Below are 25,049 nucleotides of genomic sequence, written 5' to 3' on the forward strand. Positions count from 1 at the left end.
AGGGTGCCATGAACATGATCGGGGTCGAACGGACGAGCGGGAACGGAAGCGACGCGACCACGGGCTTCGCGGCGGTCGGGCGGGAGCCGGCGCCGATCGATCTCATCCATCTGGCGCGGCAGACCTTCGGTTCGAGCGACCTCGAGCGCGACGTGTTGACCCTTTTCGTCCAGCAGGGCGCCGGTCTCGCCCGGCGCATCGCCGAGGCGGCGAACGCCACGGAGCGCGGCGAGATCGCTCATCGCCTGAAAGGCTCGGCCTTCGCCGTCGGTGCCGTCCGGGTCGGCCGGCTCGCCCAGGCGCTGGAGAGCGCGACGGCGACCGTCGAGATCCGCGGGCTGACCACGGATCTGGCGCAGGCGGTGGACGAGGTCGAACGCTTTGTCGCATCCTTGCTGGCGCCGGCGGCCTGACGCGGCTCCGAGAGGGATGCGGCCCCGTCTCACGACGAATTTCGGGACATCGACCGGTCTCGCCGACTTGACGGCGGGCCGGGAAGGCTTCAAGTCGATGGCGCGCGACGCCTCGCCCGGTCGAGGCGCGACGCGCCATCGCTGTTCCCGACGCCCGAGGCCCCCATGCCCAAGATCACCTTCATCCCCCAAGGCCAGGAAGAAATCGTCGTCGACGCCGAGGTCGGCTCCACGGTGATGGAGGCGGCGGTGCGCAACGGTGTTCCGGGGATCGAGGCGGAATGCGGCGGCGCCTGCGCCTGCGCCACCTGCCACGTCTACGTCGACGCGCAGTGGTACGAGAAGGTCGGCGGGCCGCAGCCGATGGAAGAGGACATGCTCGACTTCGCCTGGGACGTCCGGCCGACCTCGCGCCTCTCCTGCCAGATGAAGATCGTCGCCGACTGGGACGGTCTCGTCGTCGAGATCCCCGAGAAGCAGGCCTGATCGGGTCTTCTCGCGCGCCGGCGCCGCACGTGCGGCGATGGGTACCGTTTTCGCCGACTTGCGCGCGGGACGAAAACACGTTTCTTTCGCGCTCGAGAGCTTCCGTCTAGAGAAGCCGGCGATCCGTTCGTAAGCCCCACGAACCGGCGCGTCGTTCGACGCGTCCGATCGCGATTCCTCGTCACCCGCCGATCGAAGAGCTGACCCATGTCCGAAGCCATCACCACCGACGTCGTCATCATCGGAGCCGGGCCGGTCGGCCTCTTCGCGGTGTTCGAGTTGGGTCTGCTCGACCTCAAGTGCCACCTGATCGACATCCTCGACAAGCCGGGCGGCCAGTGCGCCGAGCTCTATCCGGAGAAGCCGATCTACGACATCCCCGGCTATCCGGTGATCGGGGCGCTCGAGCTGATCGACAAGCTGCAGGAGCAGATCAAGCCGTTCCACCCGACCTATCACTACGGTCAGCAGGTGGAGAAGGTGGCGCGTCTTCCCGACGGCGCGGGCTTCGAAGTGGTGACCGACGCCGGCACCGAGTTCCGCTGCAAGGTGGTGGTGATCGCCGCCGGTGGCGGTTCGTTCCAGCCGAAGCGTCCGCCGGTGCCGGGCATCGAGGGCTACGAGGGCACCTCGGTGTTCTATTCGGTGCGCAAGATGGAATCGTTCCGCGACCAGTCGATCGTCATCGTCGGCGGCGGCGACTCGGCGCTCGACTGGACGCTCAACCTGACGCCGGTGGCGAAGCGCGTGACGCTGGTCCATCGTCGCGACGACTTCCGCGGCGCGCCGCATTCGGTCGAGCAGATGCGCAAGCTCGTCGCCGAGGGCAAGGTCGATCTCCACATCGGTCAGGTGACCGAGCTCAAGGGCGAGGGCGGCGATCTCTCGGCGGTGGTTCTGAAGAAGAACGACGGCAGCGTGATCGACGTGCCGGCGACGCGGATGATGCCGTTCTTCGGCCTCACCATGAAGCTCGGCCCGATCGCCGACTGGGGCCTGAACCTCCACGAGAACCTGATCCCGGTCGACACCGAGAAGTTCGAGACCTCGGAACCCGGCATCTTCGCCATCGGCGACATCAACACTTATCCGGGCAAGCTGAAGCTGATCCTCTCGGGCTTCCACGAGGCGGCTCTGATGTCCCAGGCGGCGAAGCGCATCGTCGACCCCGACAAGCGCATCGTCTTCCAGTACACGACCTCGTCGACCAACCTGCAGAAGAAGCTCGGGGTGAACTGAGCGGCGCGCCGGATCGGTTCGCCGGACGAGACGGGCGCGCCTCCGGACCGCCACCGTGCCGATCTCCTGCAGCGTGGCACCCCGTCGTGACGGTCCGCCGAATTCTGCGTCGGAGGCGAGATGCTTGTCACCCTGCTCGATCTCGTCGGTTCGTTCGTCTTCGCCCTCAGCGGCGCCACGGTGGCGGCGGAACGCCGGCTGGACCCGTTCGGCATGGCCTTTCTGGCCTTCGTCGCCGCGACGTCGGGTGGAATCGTTCGCGACCTTCTCATCGGTGTCACGCCGCCGATGGCGATCGCCACATGGCACTATTGTGCGCTCGCGTGCCTCGCCGCGGCCGTCACCTGGTTCGCGGGACGACAGATCGCCCGACTGTCGGCTCCCGTCGCGGTGTTCGACGCACTCGGCCTCGGTGTCTTCGCCGTTGTGGGCACGCGCCGCGCCCTCGAGGCCGGGATCTCCCCGGTCATGGCGGCGATGCTCGGGATGATCACGGCGATCGGCGGGGGAATCGGGCGGGACATTCTCACCGCGCGGACGCCGATGGTTCTCCACAAGGAGATCTACGCCCTGGCCGCGCTGCTGGGGGGCGGGATCGTCGCCGCCGGGAGTGTATTCGGCTTGCCCGACACCGTCACGGCGACGGTGGGAGCCTGTCTGGCGACGGTCATACGGTTGCTCGCCCTGAAGAGGGGGTGGAATCTGCCGCCCTCGAAAGCACCGTAGAGGATCGCGGTCGCGATCCGCGGAAGGGCATCGGCGATCGGCGATCGGCGCGCCGTCCGGGCTCACACCATCGCCGGTGTCGCTCCGTCGCGCATCCGCGCCAGTTGCGCCACCACCACCGGCACCACCAGCCCCAGCCCGACCAGCGACGAGGTCAGCTCCGGCGCGATCAGCAGCAGCGCGGCGATCGCGAGGAGCAGGCGTTCCCAGGCGCGGGTGTGGGTCAGGAAGTACTTCGAGAAGGCCGCCGACAGGAAGACGATGCCGGTGACGCAGCCCGCGGTGGCGACGGCGAATTCGCCCCAGGAGAAGGTCTTCACGACGAGCAGCAGCGACGGCGAGAAGACGAAGACGAAGGGCACCAGCGCCTTGCCCAGCGCCAGCCGGAAAGCGGTGTTGCCCGTCTTGAAGGGGTCGGCGCCGGCCATGCCCGCCGCCGCATAGGCGGCGATGGCGACCGGCGGAGTGATGTCGGCGAGGACGCCGTAATAGAAGACGAAGAAGTGGGCGACGATCGGCTCGACGCCGAGCATGCCCAGCGCCGGGGCGGCGACGGTCACCATGATGATGTAGGTCGCCGTCGTCGGGATGCCGCAGCCCATGAGGATGCAGACGACAGCCGTGAGAGCCAGGGTGAAGAACAGCGTCAGCGCCTTGGTGCCCATGATCCACGCCGGCAGCCAGGTGGCGACGCTCGTGGCGAACTCGGTGGCGGTCGAGGTGACGATGAAGGAGATCTTGAAGCCGACGCCGGTCAGGGTCACGACGCCGATGACGATGCCGACGGTCGCCGCCGCGACACCGACGGCGAGCGCATACTTGGCGCCGTCGCGCAGGCCCTCGAAGATCTCGACCGGCTTCATCCGCCGCTTCGGATTGAGGAGCCCGACGAGGACGGCCAGCGTGATGCCGGTGAAGGCGGCGAGATAGGGCGTGTAGCCGGAGAACAGCATCCAGATCAGGCCGACGAGCGGGATCACCGTCGGCCAGTCGCGAGCGAAGGCCGCCTTGATGTCCGGCATCTCCTCGGGGGTCAGGCCGCGCAGGCCGTCGCGCTTGGCCTCGAAATGGACCTGGGTGAAGACGCCGAGGAAGTGCATGAAGGCCGGCACCACCGCGGCGAGCACGATGGTGGTGTAGGGGAGATTGAGGAACTCGATCATCAGGAAGGCGGCGGCGCCCATGATCGGCGGGGTGATCTGGCCGCCGGTCGAGGCGGTCGATTCCACCGCGGCGGCGAAGTGCTTCTTGTAGCCGAGGCGGACCATCATCGGGATGGTGAGCGAACCGACCGTCACCGCATTGGCGACCGACGAGCCGGAGATCATGCCGAAAAGGGCGGAGCCGAAGATCGACACCTTGGCCGGACCACCGGCGTAGCGGCCGGCGACCCAGGCGGCGCAGTCGAGGAAGAGCTGGCCGAGGCCGATGCGGGTGGCGAAGACGCCGAACAGCACGAAGTGGAAGACGTAGGTCGCGACCACGCCGAGCGGCACGCCGTAGATGCCCTGGGTGGTGAGATAGAGGTGGTTGATCAACTGCGCCGGTGTCGCGCCCGGGTGGACGAAGATGCCCGGCATCGAGCGCCCCCAGATCGCGTAGGCCATGAAGCCGATGGCGATCACCGGCAACGGCCAGCCGACGGTGCGCCGCGTCGCTTCGAGCAGCAGGAGCACCAGAGCGCCGCCCAGAAGCACGTCGGTCGGCGTCGGATTGCCGACGCGGAAGGCGAGGTCGTCGAGCGGGATCAGCGGGATGTGCATCACCGCGACGACCGAGAGGGCGAACAGCGCCCAGTCCCAGAGCGGAATGCCGAGCGGGTGGAGCCAGTCGGTGGTCCGCGCCGCGTGCATGCGGAAGGCCGGGAAGACCAGGAAGACGAGGCCGAGGACGAAGGAGAGATGGATGCCGCGGTGGAGGAGTTCGGGCAACAGGCCGAAGCCGGCGGTCCAGTAGTGGAAGAGCGACAGGGCGACGAGAGCGGAGCCGACGATCGCCTCGCCGAGCGGCGCCATCGGGCGGAAGCTCATCTCCGGATCGAACTTCTCCTCGAGTTCGCGGGCCTTCGCTTCGTCGAGTTCGAATTCGTGCATGGGATGTCCGACCTTCTTGCGGCCGTGGCCTCACGCAAACGGCGTCGGCCACGTCGTTCCCTCCCCCCCGGAGGGGGAGGGACAGGGAGGGGGGGCGCCGCGTCGGCGCCGGCCCGATGTCGAGACGGCCCGAAGCCGGAGCCCCCCTCTGTCTCTCCCCCTCGAGGGGGGGAGGACCGGAGGAGAGGGCCTTCGCTCTACGGCGGCCGAATCGTAGGCGCGGCCGTCGTGGCGACCATCGGATCACGAGCCCCGCGATCCGTTCCGTGGCTCACTTGATCAGGCCGGCTTCCTTGTAGAAGGCTTCGGCGCCGGGATGCAGCGGGATGCCGACGCCGTCGAGGGCGGTCTCCATGCGGATCGCCTTGCCCTTGGCGTGGCCGGCGTCGAGGAGCTTGCGCGAATTGGCGTTCCACAGCGCCTTGGTGATGCCGTTGATCAGGTTCGCCGGCTGCTTGGCGGAGGTGACGAGCAGGGCGTTGACCGAGATGGTCTCGACCTCGCCGACGTCCTTGTAGGTGCCGGACGGGACCTTGTCGGGGCCGAAGAACTTGTAGTCGGCGAGGATCTTCTTGGCTTCCGGTCCGGCGATCGGCACCAGCTCGATACCGGCGGACGTGGCGAGTTCGGAGATGGCGCCGGTCGGGTAACCGCCGACGAAGAAGAAGGCGTCGAGCGCGCCGTCGCGCAGGCGATCGCCGGCGGCGTTGGGCTTCAGGTATTCGGCCTTCACGTCCTTCTCGGTGACGCCGTAGGCGCCCATGACGATGCGGGCGTCGACCAGGGTGCCGGAGCCGGGCTCGTCGAGGGAGACGCGCTTGCCCTTGAGGTCGGCCGGCGACTTGATGCCGGAGCCCTTGCGGGCGACGAGATGGATGGTCTCGGGATAGAGGTTGGCGATGGCGCGCAGCTCTTCGACCTTGGGCTTGCCCTCGAAGACGCCGGTGCCCGACCACGCCCAATAGGCGACGTCGGACTGGGTCAGGCCGCTCTCCAGCGAACCGCCGACGATGCCGTTGATGTTGGCGACCGAGCCGTTCGAGGCGACGGCGGTGGCGATCAGGCCGGGCACGCCGCAGGAGCCGCCCTTGTCGCATTCGCGCGAGCCGGGCGGGTTGGAGATGGCGTTGGAGATCAGGCCGCCGATCGGGAAATAGGTGCCGGCGGTGCCGCCGGTGCCGATGCGGAAGAAGGACATCTGTTGCGCACCGACCACGGTCGCGCCGACCAGGGCGGCGATACCGAAGGTCGCGGCCGCGATACGAGTGAGGGTCTTTCTCGCCGACATCGGGGGATCTCCTTCATCCGAGGGCACGGAACGGCCCTGTTGGACGAAAGGTTAGTCGGCCGGAGAGGTGGGAGTCAAAGCAGTGAGGAGGCGATATGCCACCATTGTAGAATTTTACTCGGCGATCGGCGGGATCGTGTGACCGGTCCCGACCGCCGTCCCCGTCATTGTGGAGCCGCCGCGGCGCCGGCCGGGCGGCGGGCGTCGTTGGCGCCGTAGAGCCGACCGGGCAGGACCCTGCCGGAGGAGGCCGAGTCGTTGCCGGAGTTCGCCGGGCCGGCGGCGGATGCGGTCGGCGGGGCGGCCTCGATCAGTTCGGCGGCGCCCCAGGGCGACTGCTCCTTCATCACGTAGCCGTCGGCCTTCAGGATCGCCAGCGTGTCGGGGGAGAGGCCGAAGGGTTCGTAGTAGACCTCGTCGGGCAGCCATTGGTGATGGATGCGCGGCGCGTCGACCGCCTCCTGCGGCTTCATGCCGAAATCGACGATGTTCGAGATGGTTTCGGCGACGATCGAGATGATGCGGCTGCCGCCGGGCGAGCCGAGCACCAGGAAGAGGCGGTCGTCCTTCGTCACGATGGTCGGCGACATCGAGGAGAGCGGGCGCTTGCCGGGCTGGATGGCGTTCGCCTCGCCCTGGACGAGACCGAAGAGGTTGGGCACGCCGGGCTTGACGGTGAAATCGTCCATCTCGTCGTTGAGGAGGAATCCGGTGCCCGGCGCCACCACGGCGGCGCCGAACAGGCCGTTGATGGTGTAGGTGACGGCGACGGCGTTGCCGGCCGCGTCGACCACCGAATAGTGGGTGGTCTCGGGCTTCTCGTGCGGGGCGACGCCGGGGGCGAGCGATTTCGACGCGATCCGGCCCTGGGCGAGGATGCGCTCGCGGATCGCCGCGGCGTAGTCCTTCGACAGCAGTCGCTCGACCGGCACCTTCACGAAGGCGGGGTCGCCGAGCAGGGTGTTGCGATCGAGATAGGCGTGGCGCATCGCCTCGACGGCGGTCTTCACCGCGGCGGCCGAGTGCCAGCCCATGGACTTCAGGTCGAAACCCTCCAGGATGTTGAGGATCAGGCAGACGGTGACGCCGCCGGAGGAGGGCGGTGGCGCCGAGATCAGGCGATGGCCGCGATAGGTGCAGGAGACCGGCGCGGTCTCGTGGACTCGGTAGGCGGCGAAGTCGGCGGCGATGAGCGTGCCGCGCCGCGCCTTCATCGCCGCCTCGACACGGGCCGCGACGTCGCCGCGATAGAAGGCGTCCGGGCCGGCGGTGGCGATGGCGTCGAGGGTCGCGGCGAGGTCGGTCTGGACGAGGCGGTCGCCGGGGGCGCGGGTGCGGCCCTCGGGGGAGAGGAAGATGCGGGCGGCTTCCGCATCGCCCGAGAGGCGCGAGGTGCCGCGATCGAGGATGTCGGTGTCGGCGCGCTCGAGCACGAAGCCGTCGCGCGCCAACGCGATCGCCGGCGCCATCACCGCGGCGCGCGGCAGCGTTCCGAATTTCGTGAGCGCATGGTCGAGGCCGGCGACGGTGCCGGGGACGCCCGAAGCGCGCCAGCCGGTGAGGCTCTCGCCCTTCAGTACGTTTCCGGTGTCGTCGAGATACATGTCGCGGGTCGCGGCGGCCGGGGCGGTCTCGCGGAAATCGAGGAAGATCTCGCGCCCGTCGGCGAGCCGCACGGTCATGAAGCCGCCACCGCCGATGTTGCCGCAGCAGGGATCGACGACGGCGAGGGCGTAACCGATGGCGACCGCGGCGTCGATCGCGTTGCCGCCGGCGGCGAGGATCTTCGTGCCCACCTCGGTGGCGCGGGCGTTGGCGGAGACCACCATGCCGCGGGCGCCCTCGACCGCCGGCCGGGTCGCGGCGATCGCCGGTGTGGCGGCGGCGAGGGCGGCGGCGACGAAGAGGCGGGCGAGACGTCGGGCGTTCATCATCGGGGCCTCCGGTCGCGGGGTCACGGCAGAGCAGATCCCCGCCGATCCGGCTGGACCGCGGGGGTTCGTCATGAGATGCCGGTCGCGGCGGCTCGGCAAGGTTTTTTCCCGCAGCCGGTGACGGAGCGACGCGACGCGCGTCGGCGATGGAACGAGAGGGCACGACGATGAGGCTTCCCGAGGGTGCGGTTCTGGTGGTGATCGACATGCAGCGGGCGATCGATCTGCCGGGGCGGCCGCCGCGCGGCAATCCGGATCTCGACGCCAAAGCGCTGGCGGTGATCGCCGCGTTCCGCGCCGCTGGACGGCCGGTGATCCACGTCCGTCACGACTCGGTCGACGCGGGCTCGTGGTTCCGCCCCGATCACCCGGGCAATGCGCTCAGGCCCGGTTTCGAGCCGGAGCCGGGCGAGGCGCTGGTGGTGAAGTCGGTCAATTCCGCCTTCATCGGCACCGATCTCGACCTGCGCCTGCGGCGGCTCGGGGCGAAGGAGGTTTGGTGCCTCGGCTGGGCGAGCGACATGTGCGTCTCGACCACCATCCGCACCGGCGCCAACATGGGCTGGCCGATGGTGATGGTGGAGGACGCCTGCGACTGTTCGGATCTGCCGGACGCGCTGGGTGAGGGGACGATTCCCGCCCGCGAGATCCATCGGGCACACGTCGCGACCCTGGCGGCGGACTTCTGCCGGGTGGTGCGCACGGCCGATGTGACGGGCGCGGCCGCGTGACGCCGGCGCGTCGGCGCGGTCACTTCGACAGATAGACGGCCGACGCGAGGGCGAGGGAGAAGAGCTTGTCGACGGCGGTGGTGATGTCGGACGAGCTCGAGGCGTAGAGCGCCATTTCCGAGGAGGTGGCGCAAGTGGCCATGTTCGTCTGGATCTTCGACTTCAACGTGTTCTTGACGAAGAGATAGCGCGGGTCGCCCGAATCCGGCGACAGGGTCGGCACCAGATATTCGACGTTGAGGGTCATCAGGTTGGTGCCCTTCGACTTCAGCGTCGCGCAGAGGGTCGGGTCGAAGCCCTGGATGTCCCAGTTGAACCCCATGCTGGTCTCGCGGTCATAGGGGCTGTAGTTCACGAAATTGGGGTCGCGCCCGACCTTCGTGCCGCCGGTTCCGGTCTGGATCACCGAATCCTCGACACCGTCGGTCATCAGGATGACGAAGGACTTCGGCTTCGCCGCGGTCTTGCCGTCGCCGTTGACCATCGAGACGGCGTTGAGAGAGGAGAAGAGTGTGTGGAAGTTCGTTCCGGTCTGGCCGACCGCGGTGTCGACGTCGAGCGAGGAGAGGGCGGTCGTGGCGGCGGTGAGGTCCGACGACAGGGCGAAGGGCGTCTTCATCGTGTTCGAATAGGTGAGGAACGCGATACGGATGACCGGGCCGCGACCGGCGGAGATCGCCGCCGCCTGGATCGTCTTGGTCTTGGCGAGAATGCTGGTGATCGCCGACTTGATCACGTCGAAGCGCAGCGTCGCTCCCGCGGTGCGCGCCTTGGAGATGGTGTCGGAGCCGGTCGCCAGATGGCAGCCGATGGTGCAGCCGATCTTGTTCATCATCACCGACTGGTCGGCGGCGGTGGCGCCGATCGCCATCGAATGCGAGGCGTCGATGACGAAATAGATGTCGACATAGCCCGGCTGCGACACCGCGACCTTGGCCGACGACGAGCCGCTGACCGGCCAGGTGTCGATGCCGATGATCCGCGAGAAGCGCGGCGCGAAGGCGCCCTGCCAGTCGTAGGTCGAGGTGACGAGGTTGGCGGCGTAGGTGATGGTCGAGGCACCGGTCGCACCGGCGATGTTCGCCGCGGCGAAATGGGTGTTCGCGACGGTCTGGGCGATGGCGCGGTCCGAAGCCTGGGCACCGCCGCTGGAGCTGTCTCGGGCGGTGATGGCGCCGGTGAGCGCGGCGGCATCCGCCGCGTACTGGAGGCGGGACCTGAGATTGAAGACCTCGATCACGTCGAGGGTCACGCCGACGGCGACGAACAGGATCGTGCCGACGAGCCCGATCAGGACCGCGATGGCGCCGCTGCGATCCCGGCCGAACGCCTCGAGCTTCTTCAGAAAGAACATTTCGCCTTCGCCGCCATCGATGGTGATCGTTCTGCGCTCAGGCTAAACGTCAGATGTTGATGGAGCGCTAATCGGGAAATTTTCGGAGGGTTTCCGAGAAGAGGTGCTTTCTCGCGGTCACGCGCGGGGGTCTGCGGTCGTTCCGGCGATCGCTTTCGCGCCGACCCGTCAGAGGCTATCGTGGGGCGTCGCCGCGACCGGGAGCGCGCATGTTCGTCACCTTCTTCTCCGAACTGAAGAGCGCCGGGATCCCGGTCAGCCTTCGCGAATATCTCACCTTGATGGAGGCGCTGGAGGCTGACCTCGCCGAGCGGCGGGTGGAGGATTTCTATCACCTCGCTCGGGTCTGTCTGGTCAAGAACGAGAAGCATCTCGACAAGTTCGACCGGGTCTTCGGTCACGTCTTCAAGGGGCTCGACCTGATGTCGGAAGCGACCGAGGTCGCCATCCCCGAGGAATGGCTGCGGAAACTCGCCGAGAAGTTCCTGACCGAGGAGGAGAAGGCGCAGATCGAGGCGCTCGGCGGCTTCGAGAAGCTGATGGAGACGCTGAAGAAGCGGCTCGAGGAGCAGAAGGAGCGCCACCAGGGCGGCTCCAAGTGGATCGGCACGGCCGGCACCTCGCCCTTCGGCGCCTACGGCTACAACCCGGAAGGAGTGCGTATCGGTCAGGAGGGGAGCCGCCACCGCCGGGCGGTGAAGGTCTGGGACAAGCGCGAGTTCAAGGATCTCGACGGCGCGGTCGAACTCGGCACCCGCAACATCAAGGTGGCGCTGAAGCGGCTGCGCCGCTTCGCCCGCACCGGCGCGGCCGACGAGCTCGATCTCGACGGCACCATCCGCGAGACGGCGAAGCACGGCTATCTCGACGTGCAGATGCGTCCCGAACGGCGCAACGCGGTGAAGCTCCTCGTCTTCTTCGACGTCGGCGGCTCGATGGACGACCACGTGCGGGTCTGCGAGGAGTTGTTCTCGGCGGTGCGCACCGAGTTCAAGACCATGGAGTGGTTCTATTTCCACAACTGTCTCTACGACTTCGTGTGGAAGAACAACGCCCGTAGGCGGACCGAGAAGATCGACACCTGGTCGGTGCTGCACAAGTACCCGTCGGACTACAAGGTGATCTTCGTCGGCGACGCGTCGATGTCGCCTTACGAGATCACCTATCCGGGCGGCTCGGTCGAATACTGGAACGAGGAGGCCGGCTCGACCTGGCTGCAACGGGTGACGACGGTCTATCCCAAGACGGTGTGGCTCAACCCGACGCCGGAGGCCTATTGGGGCTACACCCCGTCGATCGGCATGATGAAACAGCTGGTGGGCGACCGGATGTTCCCGCTGACCATCGAGGGTCTGGATCGGGCGGCGCGTGAACTGGCGCGGTAGGGAGTGTGTCGGTCACGCCGGCGTGTCGTCGCGACGGCCCGCGCGTAGCGCGGCTTCGTCGATGGGGCGGCCTCTTTCTCGGCGCGATCCGATCACGGCGACGGCGAGACCCATCCGAAAGGGTGTCCGGTGGCGACCGACGCCGGATCGACATGCGGCAGGACGAGGGTGCGATAGGCGTGGACCACCTGGGCGTATTCGCCGGGGCACGACCCGGTCCGGTCGGCCGGAAGGAGGTCGCCGACCGCCGCGGCGAAACCCTCGTCGCCCGAGCCGACGGCGAGGCAGAGCACGGTGTAGAGGCGTTGGAGCGCCGTGCTGTGTTCGTCCGCCATGGCCCTCGGGTCGGTGAGGCCGAGGTGTCGGCGGTTCAGTTGGCGCGGGCTGCGGAAGCCGGCGTCGTTCAGGTGCATGTGCGCCAATCCGGCGATCAGCCCCTTCGATCGCTCCGGACCGAAGCTCAGCAGCCCCAGCGCGGCGAGATGATCGGCGGCATCCTCCTCCTTGCCGAGGATGGGGATGCGGAGGAGGTCGAAGATGGCGTGCGCCGCTTCGTGGAGAAAGACCTCGATCACCGGTCCGAGAAAGGCGTCCTTCTCGCTCAGGCCGGCGGGACGCCCGCGGCGGCGCGCCAGCCCGTCGACGTAGCGGAGATATTCGTAGCAGATCTGGACGACGTCGTTCTCGTACCAGGCGTCGGCCTCACCGTCGCAGCTCGCGGTACGAACCGTCAGCGGACGGGGCAGCCGGAGCGGTGCGAACACGGCCCGGACGTGCTCCAGCATGCGGCCCGCTCTGGCCAGATCGTGATAGGGCTTCAGCGACGGATCGGTCGGTGGGGCATAGTCGATGATGATCGCACCGAGGCGCGCCTCCTCGGTGGCGGGGGCGGGCGCGGCCCAGAAGATCGCCGCGAAAAGGATGGCGACGAGCCGTCGATCGATCAAATGTGTCCCCTCCCTCTCGCGGTCTCGACCCGATGCGAGGGGCGAACGAGCTTCGCCGGTCTCTCCCGGAGCGCCGCGGTTTCGGCGTTTCGACAGCCGGCGTGGGGAGGTCCCGTCGAGCAACCCACGACGAGGGTGCCGACTTTCGCTCGGCGCCCTCGCGAATTTCCGAGTACGCATCTCGGGTCCCCGGTGGATCTCCACCGCGCCCGCCGTCTTCGCGACGGCGCCGGTCTCAGTTCCTCAGCACCAGCACCGAGCAGGTGGCGTGGCGGACGATCTTGGCGGCGTTGGAGCCGAGCAGGTAGGTCGACATCTGCGGCCGATGCGAGGTGACGACGATCAGGTCGATGCCGCTCTCCTTCGCCTCGTCGATCACCTCGTGATAGACCGAGCCGGTGCGCAGCTTCACCGAGAACCTGCCCTCCTTCAGCCCGGCGGCGACGCCGATGGCGCGGATGCGGTTCTCGGTCTCTTTTTCGAAACCGACTTCGAAATCGGCCGGCAGATATTCCGAGACGTAGCCGTTCATCACCGGCAGGACGCCGACGAGGACCACGTGGCCTCCCGACTGCATGGCGAGGTTGGTGGCGGCGGCGACGGCCGACTTGGCGAAATCCATCTCGTTGGGATCGACCGGTACCAGGATCTTCGTGAACATCTCGTTCCTCCTCGTCGCCTCGCCGCACGCTCTCCGGGCGGCGACGGCGCCGCTGTGCGATGTGAAATTCTTCTTGCGACTCTAGGCGCCTACCAAGGTCGCGCATTGAGAGAGGTCAAGCAAGAGGGGCGACCTGTGCGCGGGTCTCCTCTGCCCGAGGCGAAGGTCTGGCGGTCGCGACCCACCGATGGCGGACGGCTACGAGGCCTCCTTGCCGATCGGGCGGGCGAGTTCGCCCATCATGTCGCCGAGCGACGGCCGGTCGAGCGCCACCCAGGGCATCGGCCGGACGATCTCCAGGGCGGCGAGGCCGAGCCGGGCGGTCAAGAGGCCGTTGACCACGCCTTCGCCGAGACGGGCGGAGAGGCGGGCGGCGAGGCCCTGACCGACGAGTTGCTGGACCAGCGTGTCGCCGAGCGCCATGCCGCCGGTGATGCCGAGATGGGTGAGGATGCGGCCGAGCAGGCGCAGGAAGCCGACGGTGCCGGGGCGGCCGCCGTAGAGATCGGCCAGCGCCCGGGCGAGGCGCAGGTTCTCCCAGGCGACATAGGCGATGTCGACGATCGCCCGCGGCGAGATGGCGGTCACCACCGACACCCGCTTGGCGGCTTCGAGGATCAGCGAGCGGGCGGTGGCGTCGAGCGGGCCCATGAGCTCGCGCTCGGCCAGCGCCAGGAGGTCGCGGCCTTCGATCACCTCGGCGCGATGGGCGGCGAGCGCGGCGCGGGGGCGGGCGTTCTCCGGGCGGGCGGCGGCCAGCCGGTCGAGGGCGTCGACGAGGCCGGGGGCGGCGCGCCGGTCGTCGGCGCCGACGGCGAGGGCGACGCGGGCGCGCAGGTGCTCGACCTCGGCGAGGCGCAGGGTGCCGATCACCTCGCGGATGACGATGGCGAGGAGGGCGAGGACGGCGACGCCGAGGAAGGCGATGCCGACCCAGCCGAGCCAGGTGGCGCGCGCCCACAGTTCCGAGATCAGCCGGTCGAGGGCGAGGCCGAGCGACAGCGAGATCAGGCCGCCGATCGCCGCGAGGAGCACCGTCTTCCACGGAAAGCGGCGGGGGGGCGCCGGCGGCGAGGTGGTGGCGATCTCGAGCGGTTCGTCGGACGGGGTGACGACGGTGCGGGTGCCGAAGGGCGCGTCGCTCTCCGGGGTGACGACGTGGACGCCGGGGGCGTCGATCCGGAAGGCGCGAGGCCGGCGAGGGGCGTCGGTCATGTCAGCCGGTCTCCGAGGAGGAACTCGAGGGTACGGTCGAGACGGATGTGGGGCAGCGACAAGGTGAAGCCCTCGGCGGTGCGTTCCAGGCGGGGCGGGCGGAAGCGCACGAACTCGACCGCCGGTTCCTCATCCTTCGATTCCACTTCGGTCTTCCGCCGTTTCGCCGGAGAATCCGCCGAGGCGGACGAAGTGCCTGATCCGGAATCGGTTTTCGGCCCCGCTTCATGTGACGAATCGGACCGTTCACGCGACGAGTCCGCGGGCGGGAAAAGAGAGTCCGGGTTCTCCGGCAAGTCACCGGGAAACAAGGCGAATTCGCTGCTCGGATCGAGCTTCTCGCCGCCCAGCTCCTCACCGGGCAGGGGGGTGCCGAGAATGGCCGGCAATTTCTCGCCGCCGTGTTCGACCATGGCCTCGCGCGTGGCGCGGACGGCGGCGAGCGCCACCACGTCGATCTCGGCGCCGGCGAAGGTTGCCCGGCTCATGGCTTCGCCGACGAGGCGGCGCAGGATCTTCTCCAGGCGGTCGTGCGAGGCGCGGTGGAGGTGGTCGGCCTTGGTGGCGGCGAAGACGATACGGTCGATGCGGCGGGTGAGGATCGAGGCGAGCCAGGAGGTCCTGCCCGGGCGGAAGCAGGCGAGAATGTCGGCGAGCGCATCGGCGAGATCGGCGACGGCGCGCGGACCGGCGTTGAGTGCCTGTAGGGCGTCGACGAGGACGATCTGGCGATCGAGCCGGGCGAAGTGGTCGCGGAAGAAGGGGCGCACCACCACGTCCTTGTAGGCCTCGTAGCGGCGCTCCATCATCGCGGCGAGGGACTTCGCCGGGACGGCGCCGTCGACCGGCAGCGGCGCGAAGGTCAGAGCAGGCGAGCCCTCGAGATCGCCGGGCATGAGGAAGCGGCCGGGCGGCAGGGCGGAGAGCGCGTGCTCATCGGCGCGCGCCGCGGTCAGGTAATCGGTGAACAGGGTGGCGAGCCGGCGGGCGGTGGTCTCGTCCTCCGGTCCGGCGGGATCGACGGCGCGGGTGGCGGCGAGCCACGGGCCGGCGAGGGCGGCATGGGAACCGCGGCCGGCGCGCGCCAGCGTCTCGGCCGACCATTCGGCCCAGCTCTTGGACAGCAGCGGCAGGTCGAGCAGCCACTCGCCGGGATAGTCGACGATGTCGAGATGGAGACGGCCGCGGCCGAAGGTGCGGGCGAAGAACGAGCTCGATTCGAACTCGAGGGTGAGGCGCAACTCCGACACGCGGCGGGTGGAGGAGGGCCACAGCCGCTCCTCGACCAGGGTCTTCACATGGGCTTCGTAGTCGAAGCGCGGCACCGCATCGTCGGGCTGGGGCTCGAGCGCAGCGCCGTAGAGGCGGCCGTCGGCGGCGGCGCGGAACAGCGGCAGGCGACCGCCGTGCAGCAGATTGTGGACGAGGGCGGTGATGAACACCGTCTTGCCGGCGCGAGAGAGGCCGGTGACGCCGAGGCGCACCGTCGGGGTCGCGAGGCCCATGGCGAAATCGCCGGCGTTGGCGAGCGCGGTGCGGGCCTGATCGAGGAAGGAGAGGGACGGCGGGGCGTGCGGCGACATGGAGGAGCCTCGGCGGCGGGACCTCCCCCATGTAGGTACGACGCGACCATCTCGCCAAGGGCGGGACGGCCGTCGGAGGTCACGCCTCTTCGTCTTCCACGGTTTCCTCGGCTCGGATCTCGACCAACTTGCGGCCACGCGGGCGCAGGAAGGCGACGCCCTTGCCGGTCTTGGGTTCGATGTCGACCCATTTGATCGCCGGGAAATCGACGACGACGAGGCCGGCGGTGGGGAACTTCCCCGCTACCGCGTCGAGGATCGCCGGGACGCCGTCGCCGAGCAGGGCGAGGGCGGTCTCCTGGATGCCGGGATTGTGGCCGACGACGAGAAGCGTCGTGGCATTGCCGCCGTGGGCGCGGATCTGATCGATCATGCGATCCTCGCCGGCGAAGTAGAGGTCGCGGGTGAGGCGGATGTCGACGTCCTCGTCGAGGTGCGGCAGCAGGGCGGCGAGCGTCTCGCGGGCGCGCCGGGCCGAGGAGCAGAGGATCCGATCGGGGGCGAGCCCGTGGGCGGCGATGTGGCTGCCCATCACCGGTGCGGCGACGCGGCCACGGGCGTTCAGCGGTCGATCGAAATCGTCGGCCGACACGTCGTCCCAGGACGATTTGGCGTGGCGCAGCAGAAGGAGGCGGGGCATCGGGAGGCGTCTCGTGGTCGTGGTCAACCGAGCGGAGCCGATAGCACGCTCGCGAACACGTTACCATGACAGGCGTATGACAGTCGTGACAGGACGCGCGAATTCTCGATGAAATATCTGATATTCAACGAGTTTGCTCCGTCTCGTCGCGAAATTCCAGGAGATCGCCCGGCTGGCAGTCGAGGACGCGGCAGATCGCCTCGAGCGTGTCGAAGCGAATGCCCTTCACCTTGCCGGATTTGAGCAGCGAGACGTTCGGCTCGGTGATGCCGATGCGCTCGGCGAGTTCGCGGGAACGCATCTTGCGGCGGGCGAGCATGACGTCGAGATTGACGACGATCGGCATCGGCGGGCCTCACACGATGGCGGCGTGGTCTTCGGCGATCTCGGCGGCGACCTTGAAGACGTGGGCGAGCGCCAACAGGCCGCCGAGGAACATCAGATTCAGCAGGTCCTCGGGCCGGAAGAAGACGCCGATGTGGCGGCTGCCCGGCGGCAGGTGGATGGTCACCAGCATCGACAGGAGCGGTCGCGAGAGGATGTCGACGGCTTCGGCGGCGAGGCCGAAAAGGGCGATGCGGCGCAGAGTCAGCGCGGTGCCGACGGTGAAGACGCGGCCGGCGAGGAAGCCGGAGAAGAGCAGCCACAGGTTCACGCAGGCGCCGACGATCGATCCCCAGACCACCATGTGGGTGAGGAAGCCCGCGGCGCGCGACACAACCGGCACCTCGGGGATCTCGATCTTCAGCCAATGACCATAAGTGCGGGCGACGTCGGCGCCGTCCGACCAGTGCAGCGCCAGGAGAGCGAAGACCCAGACCGCATAGGCCGGGGCGGCGAGGCGCAGCACCCGGCAGAGCGTGCCGATACGGGCGCGCAAGGCTTCGACGGCGGGGGAGGGGGCGGCTTCGATCATCGTCGGCTCCTTCGTGATGGACATCATTTGACACGCGAAAAAATTAATGTCAAACGATAAAAAGTTTCGTGTGGAGGTAAGTGATGAAGTCCCTTCCGTTGCTCGTTCTGGCGGCTCTGGTGCTCGCGGGTTGTTCCCATGTTCCGGCGAAGACGATGTGGGCGTTGCGCAATTTCGATCCGATGACCACCGATCCGATGCGGCTCCGGGCGGCGGTGGCGATGCCGAAGGAGGCGTTGCCGCCGGTGGGCGGGGCGAAGCTGGTGATGTCGCAGGCGCGGCGGAACGGATCGGACGAGGAGAAGATCGAGATCGAACTCGAGCAGGTGTCGCTCGTCTCGGAGACGGGGCTCGCGGCGGTGAAGCCGAAGCCGGGGCAGGAGGTTCGCGCCTTCCGCATCGCGGCGGCGGACGTGCCACGGCTCGTCGAGGCGCGAGCGCGAGCCAAAGCGCGATCCGAGAAGGAGCCCGGCGCCTTCGGTGGGACGCTGTCGGTGGGCGTCGACGGCTGTCGACCGGCGGGGGCGGCGCTACCGAAGGAGTTCCGCGTTTCGACATGGCTGAAGACGGCGGAAACCGGCGACTACGTGACGCTGCTCGACGACGTCGATCTGGTGGCACTGGTGGGGGCGGAGAAGCTCGCGGCGGAGGCGAAGGTGTGCACCTCCTCCGCGCCGGCGGCCGCTGGCGGAGCGACCCGAGACGTTCCGTGAGATCCGGCTCCCGATGCGGCGAGGTCCGCGGACGGCTGGCTTCGGTCCGATCGTTCATTCTCGCGACGCCGCCCGGAGAACCGGCGCGGCGGGAGGATTTGGGTCGATCACGGCGGCCGAATGGCGCGCGGTTTGCTTCGCTCGGACGAAACGATCGTCACGAGAGGCGAACATGAACATTTCCGGGATTTCGACATATGGTTTCCACCGGGCTCCGGCAGAAACATTCCGGCAGAATCTGCCTGCGGTGAACGGGGGCACGGCGAGTTCTCTCGGGGAGAGCGGTTCCGCCGCGGGGGCGAAGAGCGGTGCCGACGCCACCGAGGAGTTCATGAGCTATGTCAAGGGCACGCCCGAGCAACGCATGTTCAAGTCGTTCCTGGCTCGTCAGGGCATGAAGCAGGAGGACTTCGACGCGCTCTCGCTGGAGGAGCGGCGGAAGCTCGAGGCGAAGTTCCGCGAGGAACTCGAAGAACAGGCGCAGGCCGGATCGGGGAAGACGAAATCGGTCGACATCGTCGTCTGAGCGACCTCAGCGTCCCTCGCGCCGCGAGATGAACGCCAGCCGTTCGAAGAGGTGGACGTCCTGCTCGTTCTTGAGCAGGGCGCCGGCGAGCGGCGGGATCACCTTCCTCGGATCGGACTGGCGCAGCGTGGTCTCGTCGATGTCCTCGTTGAGGAGGAGCTTGATCCAGTCGAGAAGTTCCGACGTCGACGGCTTCTTCTTCAGGCCCGGTACCTCGCGCACCGAGAAGAAGATCCTCAGCGCCTCCTCGAGCAGGCGCTTCTTCAGGCCGGGGAAATGGACCTCGACGATCGAGGTCATGGTGTCGGCGTCGGGGAAGCGGATGTAGTGGAAGAAGCAGCGGCGCAGGAAGGCGTCGGGCAGTTCCTTCTCGTTGTTGGAGGTGACGATGACCACCGGGCGGCGCTTGGCGCGGATCGTCTCGCCGGTCTCGTAGACGTAGAACTCCATGCGATCGATCTCGAGCAGGAGATCGTTGGGGAACTCGATGTCGGCCTTGTCGATCTCGTCGATCAGCAGCACCGGCCGGGTCTCGGCGGTGAAGGCGTCCCACAGCTTGCCGCGCTTGATGTAGTTGCGGATGTCCTTGACCCGCTCGTCGCCGATCTGGCCGTCGCGCAGGCGGGAGACCGCGTCGTATTCGTAGAGGCCCTGCGCCGCCTTGGTGGTCGACTTCACGTGCCACTCGATGAGCGGCAGACCGAGCGCCGAGGCGACCTCGCGGGCGAGCACCGTCTTGCCGGTGCCCGGCTCACCCTTCACCAGAAGCGGGCGTTCGAGAGTGATGGCGGCGTTGACCGCGATCCGGAGATCTTCGGTGGCGACGTAGTCGGAAGTGCCTTCGAAGCGCATGGGCCCTCGCTCGGGTGTGGTCGGTTCCGCCCTTCATAACCCGGATGCGAGGCCGCCGCACCAGCGGCGAACGACGGGGATCGTACCGGGGCGTTTCGACCGGGTCGGGCGAGGCGACCCGGCAGGAATTGCCATCGAGCCGTGGCGGAAGCTTCACCGGAGAGTCGCGTCACTTCGACAAGTCGTTGAAAATCAACGGGTCGAACCGCTTCGAGGGGATTGGCACGGCATCTGCTTCTTCGCTCCCGACGCAGGTCCGCCTGCACTTCGACATCCTGTCGGCGAGGAGCGTGGAATGGGTATCTTCGATGCGATGATCACTTCGGTGGCGGGTCTGCAGGCTCAGGCCTATGCGCTCACCAACATCTCCGGCAACATCGCCAACTCGCAGACTACCGGGTTCAAGCGGGTCGACACGTCCTTCCAGGACCTCGTCTCCGGCGCCGCCACGGCCTCCTACCGCCAGAACGCCGGCTCGGTGCTGGCGTTGTCGCGGGCGACCAACACGCTGCAGGGGGCGGTGTCGACCTCGTCGTCGGCGACCCATCTGGCGATTTCCGGCGACGGCTATTTCCAGGTGCAACTGAAAGCGGGCGAGTCCGACGGCAAGACGTTGCTCGGCGGCGCCAACTACTACACTCGCCGCGGCGACTTCGAGATCGACCGCGAGGGCTATCTGGTCAACGGCGCCGGCTATTATCTGATGGGTCGGGTGATCGACACCACCACCGGCAACCCGGCGGGCGATGCGACGTCGGCGGTCAAGCTGCCGACCGGTCTGCTCGCCGCCAAGGCCTCGACCCAGATCGACTACAACGCCAACCTTCCGGCCAATTCGTCGGTCGCCGTCGTCGACGCTTCGACCTGGGGCGATCCGACCTTGGCCACGGTCCAGGCGCTGGACGATCAGTCGTTCCAGGATGCCTCGCTCAACGGCGGTCAGATCACCTGTTACGACGCCAAGGGTTCGGCGGTGAACGTGCAGTTGCGCTGGGCCAAGACCGGCGCCAGCCCGGATACCTGGAACCTCTTCTACAAGTCCGATTCGACCGCGACCGGCGCGTCGACGATGTGGACCAACGCCGGTTCGGACTTCTCCTTCGACAGCGCCGGTCAGTTGACCTCGCCGACCGATCACCTCGACATCCCGAGCCTCACCGTCGACGGCAACGATCTCGGCACCATCCGTCTCTCCTACGGCAGCGACGGCATCACCGAGTATGCGACGACCGGCGCCACGGTGACGGTCAATTCGATCTCGCAGGACGGTTACGCCTCGGGCAACCTCACCGGCGTGGCGGTCGATGCCAGCGGGCGTCTGACGGCGACCTATTCCAACGGCCAGCAGGTCGACGTGGCCGAACTGACGCTGTTCTCCTTCGCCGGCGACGCCGGGCTGAAGCGCATGGACGGTGGCGCCTTCTCGGTGACGCGCGATTCCGGCCCGGCGGTGGAATCCTCCGGTGCGACCATCACCGGGCAGGCGCTCGAGGCTTCGAACGTCGACATCGCCGACGAGTTCTCGAAGATGATCATCACCCAGCAGGCCTATTCGGCGAATTCGAAGGTGATTTCGACCGCCGACAACATGATGCAGGACATCCTCGCCATCGTCCGCTGAGGACGATGAACCCGCGTTCTCGGTTCCGGAGTTCTCGCCATGACCATCGGATCTGCGCTTTCGATCGCGGTCGCGGGCATGCAGCTCAACCAGACCGAGACCGGCATCGTCGCGCAGAACATCGCCCGTGCCGGCCAGGCGGGTTACACCGCCAAGCGGGTCGGCACGGTCGACTACCAGGGGCTCCAGGGCGTCTTCGGCCTCAAAGCGGTCGTGAACCGCGAGTTCGACAAGACGATCTGGAGCCAGTTGCTGCAGTCGACCTCGCCCAGCGCCTATCTCGACACCCAGTCGAAGTACCTGACGCAGATCGACCAGTACATGGGCAAGACCGACGCCGGTGCCAACATCTCCGGCGCGATCACCGATTTCGATCAGGCGCTGCAGTCGCTGGCGACCAGCCCGGACGATCCGTCGAGCAAATCGGCGTTCGTCGACAAGGCGCAGGTGTTGGCGAGCCAGCTCAATCAGGCTTCGAACGACATCCAGAGCCTCCGGACCTCGGCCGAGTCGGAGATCGCCGACCAGATCACCAAGGTCAACGGGCTGACCAAGCAGATCGCCGATCTCAACAGCCAGGTCGTCGGTCAACAGGCGGCGGGCCGGGACGTATCCAACCTCCTCGACGCGCGCGACGAGGCGGTGCGGCAACTGTCGTCCTACATGGACATCGGCACGTTGGAGAGCGCCGACGGCCATCTCTCGGTGTTCACCACCTCCGGCCTGTCGCTGGTCTCCGATCACGGCACCCAGTTCGAATTCGACGCGCGCGGCACGCTGACCGCCGGCACGGTGTGGTCGAAGGACGACGCCGAACGCACCGTCGGCACCATCCGCGTCGCCGACAACGGCTCGCAGGTGATCGATCTCATCGCCAGCGGCACGTTGCGCTCGGGATCGCTCGCCGCGCTCGTCGAACTGCGCGATCACACCCTGGTCGATGCCCAGGCGCAGCTCGACGACATCGCCGCCGGTCTCGCCGAAGCCATGTCGAACCGCACGGTCGAAGGCACGGCGGTGACCTCGGGAAGCTCGAACGGTTTCGACGTCGATCTCACCGGCCTGCAGCAGGGCAACCGGGTCACCTTCACCTACACCGATGTCGCCTCCGGCGAGGCGAAGACGGTGACCTTCGTCCGCGTCGACGATCCGGCGGCGCTGCCGCTCGACGACAGCGCCACGTCGAAGGCGAACGACACCGTCTACGGCATCGACTTCTCGGCCGGCATGGGCTCGGTGGCGGCGCAGATCCAGACGGCGCTCGGCGGCGGCTTCTCGGTGTCGAACCCTTCGGGCGAGGTGCTGGAGATCCTCGACGACGGCGGGGTCACCACACGGGTGACCGGGCTGTCGGCGGACATCACCTCGACGGCGCTGCAGGACGGGGAGACCGGACTACCGCTCTTCGTCGACGGCGCCACCACCGACTACTATACCGGCAGCTTCGAGAGGGGCTCCCAGAAGACCGGCTTCGCCACCCGTATCGCCGTCAACGCGGCGGTGATCGCCGATCCGTCGCTGTTGGTGCAGTGGCAGACGAGCCCGGCGACGGACGCGGGCGACGCGACCCGACCGCAGGCGCTGCTCGATCGCCTGGAGAAGACGGTCTTCGATTTCGGTTCGGAGACCGGCATGGCCTCGGAGGGCCACGGCTTCTCCACGACGCTCGCCAACTTCGCCGACCGGATGGTGTCGTTCTGGGGCGCGGCGACCGCTTCGGCCTCGTCGGCGCTCGACAGCCAGTCGACCATCCAGTCGAACCTCGTGGAGCGGATGAAGACGGCGTCCGGGGTCAACGTCGACCAGGAACTGGCGCGGTTGATCCAACTCCAGTCGGCCTATGCCGCCAATGCCCGAGTGATGTCCACCGCCAAGGACATGCTCGACGCGCTGATGAACATCTGAGGCGGGTGGGAGTGAGATCATGACCCGGATCACCGCCACCGGATATTCGGACCAGCTGGTGCAGCAGCTCGGAACGATGCGCACCCGTCTCGACGGTCTGTCGCAGCAACTGTCGACCGGCGTTCGCTCGCAGACCTACGGCGGTCTCGGCGGTTCGCGCGATCTGGCGCTCGCCTATCAGACCAAACTCGGCCGGGTGGAGGGCTTCCAGCAGACGATCGAAACGCTCGACGTGCGCATGCGGGTCGGCGACAAGACGCTGTCGCAGTTGTCGACCCTGGTTTCCGATCTCAAAGGCAACCTCGACCCGAATTCCTTCAATCTGTCGACCACCGGCGTCACCGACTCCCAGACCTATTCGCTCGACAGTCTCAACGCCTTCACGGCGCTGCTCAACAGCGACGTGGCCGGGCGCTACATCTTCTCCGGCTCGGCGACCGACACCAAGCCGGTGGTCGGCGTCGACGAGATGCTGGACGGCGCCAACGGCAAGGCCGGCCTGAAGCAGTTGATGAGCGAGCGCCTGCAGGCCGATCAGGGCGCCGACGGGCGTGGCCGACTGACCATCGCTTCGGCCGCGGGCACCGTCACTCTCGCCGAGGACGGGTCGCATCCCTTCGGTATGAAGTTGTCGGCGGTCACCTCGACGCTGTCCAACGCCATCGTCGCCGGACCGAGCGGATCACCGGCGGCTCTGAACGTCTCTTTCTCCGGTCAGCCCGAGAACGGCGAGAAGATCACCGTCACCTTCGGGCTGCCGGACGGGACCACGGCGAAGATCGAGCTGACGGCGGGCGATACCACCGACGCCTCGAAGAACACCTTCCAGATCGGCGCGACGGCGGCCGACACCGCCGACAATCTGTCGAGCCTGCTCGATACCAAGCTCCAGTCGGTGGCGAAGACCGATCTGGTCGCCGCTTCGGCGATGCAGACGGGCAACGAGTTCTTCGACACCGTCAACGGGAATGCGCCGCTCAGGGTCGACGGACCTCCCTTCGACACGGCGACGGCGCTGGTCGCCGATACGGGCTACACCAGCACGGTGCAGTGGTACGTCGGCACCAACGATGCGTCGCGGGCGCGCACCGACGTGACGGCGCACGTCGACACGTCGGTCACCGTCAATTACGGCATGCGGGCGAACGAACAGGCCTTCTCGTGGGCACTGCGGCAGATGGCGGTGATCACCGCTTCCAACGTGTCCGGCGGCACGGCCACCGACAGCGAGGTGCACACCCAGCTGCTGCTCCGGGCCAAGGGCAATCTCGGCATTCCGGCCGGCGTGCAGAGCATCGCGGCGGTCCAGGTCGAGGTCGCCGGCGCGGCGCAAGCGGCGAGCCAGGCGAAGACTCGCCACACCGCCATGGCGGCCACCTACCAGAAGGTGATCGACGACACGATCAACACCGATCAGACCGAGGTCGCCACGCAACTCCTGGCGTTGCAGACGCAGATGCAGGCGAGCTATCAGGCGACGTCGATCCTCTACAAGATGTCGCTGACCAACTACATTTGATGCCGCGCTCACGAATTTTCGTCTCGATCGGCGTGGATCTACCCAAGGCCCTCGCATCCGGTCCTCTCCCCCCTTGTGGGGGAGAGACGGAGAGAGGGGTCACTCCGGAAGACTCCGCAAGCGCAAGAGTTCGAGGACAGGTCGTATACCCCTCTCCCTGTCCCTCCCCCACGAGGGGAGAGGGGACGTCGGAGCACCGACCTTCGAAACCGAACCGCCCGGAAAACGGTCAGAATTTCGCAAGACTGGTATGATGAGACCTGTGCGCGGATAGCCCTCGACGACCGTCTACTGACGTGATT

Annotated in this window: 23 protein-coding genes; 11 read left to right on the forward strand and 12 right to left on the reverse strand. The window is 67.7% G+C overall.

The window, feature by feature from the left end:
* Positions 1 to 8: 8 nt before the first annotated feature.
* From V7Q42_RS04605 to V7Q42_RS04620, 4 genes are all read left to right on the forward strand, one after another.
* Positions 9 to 413 (forward strand): Hpt domain-containing protein, encoded by a 405-nt coding sequence (locus V7Q42_RS04605; RefSeq protein WP_333822748.1) that lies wholly within the window; start codon positions 9 to 11, stop codon positions 411 to 413.
* 165 nt (positions 414 to 578) lie between these two features.
* Positions 579 to 899: a 2Fe-2S iron-sulfur cluster-binding protein gene (locus tag V7Q42_RS04610; protein ID WP_333822750.1), complete on the forward strand. Its 321-nt coding sequence runs from the start codon at positions 579 to 581 to the stop codon at positions 897 to 899.
* A 207-nt stretch (positions 900 to 1,106) separates the two neighbouring features.
* Positions 1,107 to 2,138 carry an NAD(P)/FAD-dependent oxidoreductase gene (locus V7Q42_RS04615; protein ID WP_333822751.1) on the forward strand — a complete coding sequence of 344 codons (1,032 nt, stop codon included), beginning with the start codon at positions 1,107 to 1,109 and terminating at the stop codon, positions 2,136 to 2,138.
* Positions 2,139 to 2,258: 120 nt separating this feature from the next.
* On the forward strand, positions 2,259 to 2,864 hold the full coding sequence (locus V7Q42_RS04620; protein WP_333822752.1) for a trimeric intracellular cation channel family protein: 606 nt from the start codon (positions 2,259 to 2,261) through the stop codon (positions 2,862 to 2,864).
* A 62-nt stretch (positions 2,865 to 2,926) separates the two neighbouring features.
* On the opposite strand, the gene V7Q42_RS04625 is transcribed toward V7Q42_RS04620, so the two are convergent.
* The 3 genes from V7Q42_RS04625 to ggt all read right to left on the reverse strand — a co-directional run bounded on the left by V7Q42_RS04625 (position 2,927) and on the right by ggt (position 8,176).
* Entirely contained in the window at positions 2,927 to 4,957 is a 2,031-nt protein-coding gene (locus V7Q42_RS04625; RefSeq protein WP_333822753.1) for a TRAP transporter permease, read from the reverse strand.
* A 271-nt stretch (positions 4,958 to 5,228) separates the two neighbouring features.
* Positions 5,229 to 6,245, reverse strand: coding sequence for a TAXI family TRAP transporter solute-binding subunit (locus V7Q42_RS04630; protein ID WP_333822754.1), 1,017 nt, complete (start codon positions 6,243 to 6,245; stop codon positions 5,229 to 5,231).
* Positions 6,246 to 6,409: 164 nt separating this feature from the next.
* Positions 6,410 to 8,176, reverse strand: coding sequence for a gamma-glutamyltransferase (ggt, locus tag V7Q42_RS04635; protein WP_333822756.1), 1,767 nt, complete (start codon positions 8,174 to 8,176; stop codon positions 6,410 to 6,412).
* 170 nt (positions 8,177 to 8,346) lie between these two features.
* Here ggt and V7Q42_RS04640 point away from each other — a divergent pair, with 170 nt between their 5' ends.
* Positions 8,347 to 8,910, forward strand: coding sequence for a cysteine hydrolase family protein (locus V7Q42_RS04640; protein ID WP_333822757.1), 564 nt, complete (start codon positions 8,347 to 8,349; stop codon positions 8,908 to 8,910).
* A 19-nt stretch (positions 8,911 to 8,929) separates the two neighbouring features.
* Here V7Q42_RS04640 and V7Q42_RS04645 read toward each other — a convergent pair whose 3' ends face one another.
* Entirely contained in the window at positions 8,930 to 10,264 is a 1,335-nt protein-coding gene (locus V7Q42_RS04645; protein WP_333822759.1) for a TadE/TadG family type IV pilus assembly protein, read from the reverse strand.
* Positions 10,265 to 10,473: 209 nt separating this feature from the next.
* On the opposite strand from V7Q42_RS04645, the gene V7Q42_RS04650 reads away from it, so the two are divergent.
* The gene (locus tag V7Q42_RS04650) at positions 10,474 to 11,649 is read left to right on the forward strand and encodes a vWA domain-containing protein (RefSeq protein WP_333822760.1); all 1,176 of its coding nucleotides are present in this window, start codon (positions 10,474 to 10,476) and stop codon (positions 11,647 to 11,649) included.
* Between the two features lie 92 nt (positions 11,650 to 11,741).
* Here the strand turns inward: V7Q42_RS04650 and V7Q42_RS04655 are convergent, their stop codons facing one another.
* The 7 genes from V7Q42_RS04655 to V7Q42_RS04685 form a co-directional block, all read right to left on the reverse strand.
* On the reverse strand, positions 11,742 to 12,596 hold the full coding sequence (locus V7Q42_RS04655) for a DUF4344 domain-containing metallopeptidase (protein WP_333822761.1): 855 nt from the start codon (positions 12,594 to 12,596) through the stop codon (positions 11,742 to 11,744).
* A gap of 235 nt (positions 12,597 to 12,831) precedes the next feature.
* Positions 12,832 to 13,257 carry a universal stress protein gene (locus tag V7Q42_RS04660; RefSeq protein WP_333822762.1) on the reverse strand — a complete coding sequence of 142 codons (426 nt, stop codon included), beginning with the start codon at positions 13,255 to 13,257 and terminating at the stop codon, positions 12,832 to 12,834.
* A gap of 198 nt (positions 13,258 to 13,455) precedes the next feature.
* The gene (locus tag V7Q42_RS04665; RefSeq protein ID WP_333822764.1) at positions 13,456 to 14,472 is read right to left on the reverse strand and encodes a YcjF family protein; all 1,017 of its coding nucleotides are present in this window, start codon (positions 14,470 to 14,472) and stop codon (positions 13,456 to 13,458) included.
* A complete protein-coding gene (locus tag V7Q42_RS04670) occupies positions 14,469 to 16,055 on the reverse strand; it encodes a YcjX family protein (protein WP_333822766.1) in 1,587 nt (528 codons plus the stop codon). The genes V7Q42_RS04665 and V7Q42_RS04670 overlap by 4 nt, the downstream gene beginning before the upstream one ends.
* A gap of 79 nt (positions 16,056 to 16,134) precedes the next feature.
* Positions 16,135 to 16,695: a SixA phosphatase family protein gene (locus tag V7Q42_RS04675; protein ID WP_333822768.1), complete on the reverse strand. Its 561-nt coding sequence runs from the start codon at positions 16,693 to 16,695 to the stop codon at positions 16,135 to 16,137.
* Between the two features lie 124 nt (positions 16,696 to 16,819).
* Positions 16,820 to 17,041 (reverse strand): helix-turn-helix domain-containing protein, encoded by a 222-nt coding sequence (locus V7Q42_RS04680; RefSeq protein ID WP_333822769.1) that lies wholly within the window; start codon positions 17,039 to 17,041, stop codon positions 16,820 to 16,822.
* A gap of 9 nt (positions 17,042 to 17,050) precedes the next feature.
* Positions 17,051 to 17,611: a DUF2975 domain-containing protein gene (locus tag V7Q42_RS04685; RefSeq protein ID WP_333822770.1), complete on the reverse strand. Its 561-nt coding sequence runs from the start codon at positions 17,609 to 17,611 to the stop codon at positions 17,051 to 17,053.
* 83 nt (positions 17,612 to 17,694) lie between these two features.
* Here V7Q42_RS04685 and V7Q42_RS04690 point away from each other — a divergent pair, with 83 nt between their 5' ends.
* Together V7Q42_RS04690 and V7Q42_RS04695 are read left to right on the forward strand one after the other, a co-directional pair.
* Positions 17,695 to 18,324, forward strand: a complete 630-nt coding sequence (locus V7Q42_RS04690; protein ID WP_333822771.1) for a hypothetical protein — start codon at positions 17,695 to 17,697, stop codon at positions 18,322 to 18,324.
* Between the two features lie 331 nt (positions 18,325 to 18,655).
* Positions 18,656 to 18,850, forward strand: a complete 195-nt coding sequence (locus tag V7Q42_RS04695; protein WP_333822772.1) for a hypothetical protein — start codon at positions 18,656 to 18,658, stop codon at positions 18,848 to 18,850.
* Between the two features lie 6 nt (positions 18,851 to 18,856).
* Here the strand turns inward: V7Q42_RS04695 and V7Q42_RS04700 are convergent, their stop codons facing one another.
* Entirely contained in the window at positions 18,857 to 19,702 is an 846-nt protein-coding gene (locus V7Q42_RS04700; RefSeq protein WP_333822773.1) for an AAA family ATPase, read from the reverse strand.
* Between the two features lie 295 nt (positions 19,703 to 19,997).
* Here V7Q42_RS04700 and V7Q42_RS04705 point away from each other — a divergent pair, with 295 nt between their 5' ends.
* Genes V7Q42_RS04705 through V7Q42_RS04715 form a run of 3 tightly spaced genes read left to right on the forward strand, consistent with a single transcriptional unit; the run spans position 19,998 to position 24,747 of the window.
* Positions 19,998 to 21,323 carry a flagellar hook protein FlgE gene (locus V7Q42_RS04705; RefSeq protein ID WP_333822774.1) on the forward strand — a complete coding sequence of 442 codons (1,326 nt, stop codon included), beginning with the start codon at positions 19,998 to 20,000 and terminating at the stop codon, positions 21,321 to 21,323.
* A 39-nt stretch (positions 21,324 to 21,362) separates the two neighbouring features.
* A complete protein-coding gene (gene flgK, locus V7Q42_RS04710; RefSeq protein WP_333822775.1) occupies positions 21,363 to 23,228 on the forward strand; it encodes a flagellar hook-associated protein FlgK in 1,866 nt (621 codons plus the stop codon).
* A gap of 19 nt (positions 23,229 to 23,247) precedes the next feature.
* Entirely contained in the window at positions 23,248 to 24,747 is a 1,500-nt protein-coding gene (locus V7Q42_RS04715; RefSeq protein ID WP_333822776.1) for a flagellar biosynthesis protein FlgL, read from the forward strand.
* Positions 24,748 to 25,049: the final 302 nt, after the last annotated feature.

It is taken from the genome of Pinisolibacter sp., assembly GCF_036782435.1.
Lineage (GTDB): Bacteria > Pseudomonadota > Alphaproteobacteria > Rhizobiales > Ancalomicrobiaceae > CALBKH01.

Bases quoted from the DNA above. Each gene is read 5' to 3' on its own strand.
- V7Q42_RS04605 (WP_333822748.1), top strand. From the start codon at position 9: ATGAACATGATCGGGGTCGAACGGACGAGCGGGAACGGAAGCGACGCG.
- V7Q42_RS04610 (WP_333822750.1), top strand. From the start codon at position 579: ATGCCCAAGATCACCTTCATCCCCCAAGGCCAGGAAGAAATCGTCGTC.
- V7Q42_RS04615 (WP_333822751.1), top strand. From the start codon at position 1,107: ATGTCCGAAGCCATCACCACCGACGTCGTCATCATCGGAGCCGGGCCG.
- V7Q42_RS04620 (WP_333822752.1), top strand. From the start codon at position 2,259: ATGCTTGTCACCCTGCTCGATCTCGTCGGTTCGTTCGTCTTCGCCCTC.
- V7Q42_RS04625 (WP_333822753.1), bottom strand. From the start codon at position 4,957: ATGCACGAATTCGAACTCGACGAAGCGAAGGCCCGCGAACTCGAGGAG.
- V7Q42_RS04630 (WP_333822754.1), bottom strand. From the start codon at position 6,245: ATGTCGGCGAGAAAGACCCTCACTCGTATCGCGGCCGCGACCTTCGGT.
- ggt (WP_333822756.1), bottom strand. From the start codon at position 8,176: ATGAACGCCCGACGTCTCGCCCGCCTCTTCGTCGCCGCCGCCCTCGCC.
- V7Q42_RS04640 (WP_333822757.1), top strand. From the start codon at position 8,347: ATGAGGCTTCCCGAGGGTGCGGTTCTGGTGGTGATCGACATGCAGCGG.
- V7Q42_RS04645 (WP_333822759.1), bottom strand. From the start codon at position 10,264: ATGTTCTTTCTGAAGAAGCTCGAGGCGTTCGGCCGGGATCGCAGCGGC.
- V7Q42_RS04650 (WP_333822760.1), top strand. From the start codon at position 10,474: ATGTTCGTCACCTTCTTCTCCGAACTGAAGAGCGCCGGGATCCCGGTC.
- V7Q42_RS04660 (WP_333822762.1), bottom strand. From the start codon at position 13,257: ATGTTCACGAAGATCCTGGTACCGGTCGATCCCAACGAGATGGATTTC.
- V7Q42_RS04665 (WP_333822764.1), bottom strand. From the start codon at position 14,472: ATGACCGACGCCCCTCGCCGGCCTCGCGCCTTCCGGATCGACGCCCCC.
- V7Q42_RS04670 (WP_333822766.1), bottom strand. From the start codon at position 16,055: ATGTCGCCGCACGCCCCGCCGTCCCTCTCCTTCCTCGATCAGGCCCGC.
- V7Q42_RS04675 (WP_333822768.1), bottom strand. From the start codon at position 16,695: ATGCCCCGCCTCCTTCTGCTGCGCCACGCCAAATCGTCCTGGGACGAC.
- V7Q42_RS04680 (WP_333822769.1), bottom strand. From the start codon at position 17,041: ATGCCGATCGTCGTCAATCTCGACGTCATGCTCGCCCGCCGCAAGATG.
- V7Q42_RS04685 (WP_333822770.1), bottom strand. From the start codon at position 17,611: ATGATCGAAGCCGCCCCCTCCCCCGCCGTCGAAGCCTTGCGCGCCCGT.
- V7Q42_RS04690 (WP_333822771.1), top strand. From the start codon at position 17,695: ATGAAGTCCCTTCCGTTGCTCGTTCTGGCGGCTCTGGTGCTCGCGGGT.
- V7Q42_RS04695 (WP_333822772.1), top strand. From the start codon at position 18,656: ATGAGCTATGTCAAGGGCACGCCCGAGCAACGCATGTTCAAGTCGTTC.
- V7Q42_RS04700 (WP_333822773.1), bottom strand. From the start codon at position 19,702: ATGCGCTTCGAAGGCACTTCCGACTACGTCGCCACCGAAGATCTCCGG.
- V7Q42_RS04705 (WP_333822774.1), top strand. From the start codon at position 19,998: ATGGGTATCTTCGATGCGATGATCACTTCGGTGGCGGGTCTGCAGGCT.
- flgK (WP_333822775.1), top strand. From the start codon at position 21,363: ATGACCATCGGATCTGCGCTTTCGATCGCGGTCGCGGGCATGCAGCTC.
- V7Q42_RS04715 (WP_333822776.1), top strand. From the start codon at position 23,248: ATGACCCGGATCACCGCCACCGGATATTCGGACCAGCTGGTGCAGCAG.